Origin of the sequence: Rhizobium hidalgonense, assembly GCF_002914525.1 — a bacterium.
Classification (GTDB): Bacteria; Pseudomonadota; Alphaproteobacteria; order Rhizobiales; family Rhizobiaceae; genus Rhizobium; species Rhizobium hidalgonense.
In genome coordinates this window covers 1-2563 of the sequence record NZ_LODW01000138.1, presented here as the reverse complement: position 1 = coordinate 2563, position 2563 = coordinate 1, and the positions used below count along the sequence as shown (strand labels likewise).

4 protein-coding genes are annotated in these 2563 nt (G+C 63.2%); 2 read left to right on the top strand and 2 right to left on the bottom strand.

Annotated elements, in window-relative coordinates:
• Positions 1 to 175 precede the first annotated feature (175 nt).
• Positions 176 to 373: a hypothetical protein gene (locus ATY29_RS35030; protein WP_003569739.1), complete on the bottom strand. Its 198-nt coding sequence runs from the start codon at positions 371 to 373 to the stop codon at positions 176 to 178.
• Between the two features lie 125 nt (positions 374 to 498).
• Here ATY29_RS35030 and ATY29_RS35025 point away from each other — a divergent pair, with 125 nt between their 5' ends.
• The gene (locus ATY29_RS35025) at positions 499 to 744 is read left to right on the top strand and encodes a hypothetical protein (protein ID WP_003569745.1); all 246 of its coding nucleotides are present in this window, start codon (positions 499 to 501) and stop codon (positions 742 to 744) included.
• 15 nt (positions 745 to 759) lie between these two features.
• Here ATY29_RS35025 and ATY29_RS35020 read toward each other — a convergent pair whose 3' ends face one another.
• On the bottom strand, positions 760 to 1149 hold the full coding sequence (locus ATY29_RS35020) for a hypothetical protein (protein WP_097537542.1): 390 nt from the start codon (positions 1147 to 1149) through the stop codon (positions 760 to 762).
• Between the two features lie 288 nt (positions 1150 to 1437).
• On the opposite strand from ATY29_RS35020, the gene ATY29_RS35015 reads away from it, so the two are divergent.
• A complete protein-coding gene (locus tag ATY29_RS35015) occupies positions 1438 to 2343 on the top strand; it encodes a DUF1499 domain-containing protein (RefSeq protein WP_003569729.1) in 906 nt (301 codons plus the stop codon).
• Positions 2344 to 2563 lie beyond the last annotated feature (220 nt).

Sequence of the window (2563 nt, the reverse complement as noted above, 5' to 3'; positions counted from 1 at the left end):
AACACCGTGCGCCTTGTCCACCAAATTTAAACCGGACAGCAGTGGGCTTGACCCTGGGATCCACAACCAAGCACACGGCTTTAATTACTTACGACGAAATGCCATCGCTCCTCACACGGTGCCGGCCGCTCAAGGCCTGGGATGACGGAGAGTGTAGTGGGCGTTGTCGCCGCCTTCAAGCCGCCCCCGCCGGATCCCCGATCGGCAGCAGCGCCGGATCCAGTGGCGGGTCTTGCGGGTTTTTCGTATCGGCCGGGTCCTGCGCCGGGGTCAGCGGTGGTTTTTGCTGGATGGGGTCGGGAATGCCGGGGCTCGGCGTCGGGCCGCGCGGGGTGTCGGCATTGGGCGTGGGTATGGGGTCTCTGTTGGGCATGATCGCCTCCTTTTGACAAAAGGAACGGCAGCGCCTGCACTTGGTTCCACTTTCGCTGCCCGGCATTCCCTTGTATGAGGGGTCCACGGCCTCTCCACGAGAGGCCGGGAAACACTGGAACGAGCATGGCCATCCGCGATCGATTTTCGAAGAAACTGAACTGTCCGCAATGCGGCAATGAGGGCTTTGCCGAAGCCTCGGAGATCGACGATCCCAAGCGCAAGCACCCGGATTTCAAGGTCGATCAGCTGCCGCGCGGTTTTGGCGTGCAGCGGCCGTCGAACCACCAGGAAAATTTCATGATCAAGTGCGAATGTGGGCGCAAATTTCCCTTCCGCAGCCTTGCGGAAGCCGCGGCCGACCGGCGCTAAAACTGCCGCTGAAGCTCAGATCCGCTCCAGCACCTCGATGAAGGCTTCGGCGAAACGCTTGAGATGCGCGGTCTCTTCATCCGGCGACTGGATGCGGATTTCCGTGCCGGCATAATCGAGCAGCGCCAGCACGACACGCGTGCCGCTGCCGTGATCGGGAATGCGCAGCACGGCGATGCGCCGGCAATCCTCGATAAGACCGCCGGCCGGCAGGTCGAACAGCAGTTCGCCGCCGGAACGGCTGGCCGCCTGGCGCACCGCCTCGCAAAAGCCGGCATCGCCGCCGGCGTAACCTTCGAGCGAAAGTTCGAGCTCGACGAGCTCCATCGGCAGCATCGGCTCGGTGTGATCGATGCCGCCAAGCGCAGACGCCTGCGGCCTTGCTGCTATCTCGGGTGAAATCATCCCGTCTCTCCTTGCCTTTGAATTCGGAGATGAAACCCCGCCAGAATGGCCTTTTTTGGCCATATCAGCAAGGGCTCACGAAATGGCCGGCCTTTCGCCCCGTCCACTGCCCGAATTCCATTGGATATTCCGAGACAACAGTTTCAATTCAGCCGAATCTTGCCTCAAAGAAATAGAGCATGATGTCGTCCGAAAACCGCTTCACACGTTTCGGCATCATGCTCTAAACAGGGTTATGGCGATTTGCGTGGTTGAGTGCGCGGCGCTGACGAGCAACCGGTAAGTTTGATGGCCATCCGCTTCGACCGTCCCGTTTCCAGCGCCGCCCGCTTTTCGCGGCTGCTCGGGGCGTTTTCCCTGGTGCTGGCGCTGGCGGTGCTGATCGCCCATCGCTTCGGCGGGCTGGCCACCCCCTATCTGGTGCTGCTCCTGATCGCCGCCGCCGGCTTCGCGCTGCTTTCCGCCATGCTGGCCGCAGTCGGACTGCGCAGCCTCTGGGTATCAGGCGCCGAAGGCGGGCTCGCGGCCCTTGCCGCGCTGATCTATGCCGCCTTTCCGCTTGGTATCGGCGCGATGGCCACCGAGCGTTACCTGACGCTGCCCGATATTTACGACGTCTCCACCGATCCGGTCTCGGCGCCGGACTGGCTGGCGGCCCCGAAAGCCGATCAGATCTGGCTGAAGCGCAATCTGGTGACGCCGGAGGATCGCGAACAGCAGATGGCCGCCTATCCCGAGCTCACCGGCCGGCGTTATGAGGGCGCGCTCGACCGCGTGCTGGAGGCGGTGCGCAAGGTCGCCAAGCAGAGCGGCTTTGTGATCGTCAAGACGACCGGCAATACCGAGCCGGACCGCGACCTCGAGGACCGGCCGGCAACGCCTGCGCCAGGCGACGACGCCGTTGCCGATGCGCCGGGCCTCATCCCGGTGCCGACGCCGCGCCCCTATGACGACGATGTCGCCAAGCTGATCCGCGGCGCCAACGGTGTGACGCTGCAGGCGACCAACCGCACGCTGATCCTCGGCCTGCGCTTCGATATCCTCATCCGGCTGCGCGAAGAGGCCGAAACCACCTTCGTCGACATCCGCGTCGCCTCCCGCTACGGCCAACACGACCTCGGCTTCAGCGCCGCCATCGCCGGCGATTATCTGAAGGCGCTGGACGCCGAACTGCTGGGGATTGCGGGTGGGTGAGCAACGGTGGCGCAAAGCGCCAGCAATCGATCCGGCGAATCGATTGCAGTTGCGAACGCCCTGAGCCCAAGCGAAGGGCCGGGATAGGGTGCGGCAGGCTCGACACTATACGGCGCCGCAAACTCGACGGTTCTGCTAGGCTTCTACCCCAACCTCCCTCACCAAGTCAGTTTATTCGAGTGCGATCATTATTTCATTTTGCTGCCGCAAGGCGTCTCTG

Excerpts from the sequence above, each read along its gene's own strand:
- ATY29_RS35030 (WP_003569739.1), bottom strand. The coding sequence starts at position 373 with ATGCCCAACAGAGACCCCATACCCACGCCCAATGCCGACACCCCGCGC.
- ATY29_RS35025 (WP_003569745.1), top strand. The coding sequence starts at position 499 with ATGGCCATCCGCGATCGATTTTCGAAGAAACTGAACTGTCCGCAATGC.
- ATY29_RS35020 (WP_097537542.1), bottom strand. The coding sequence starts at position 1,149 with ATGATTTCACCCGAGATAGCAGCAAGGCCGCAGGCGTCTGCGCTTGGC.
- ATY29_RS35015 (WP_003569729.1), top strand. The coding sequence starts at position 1,438 with ATGGCCATCCGCTTCGACCGTCCCGTTTCCAGCGCCGCCCGCTTTTCG.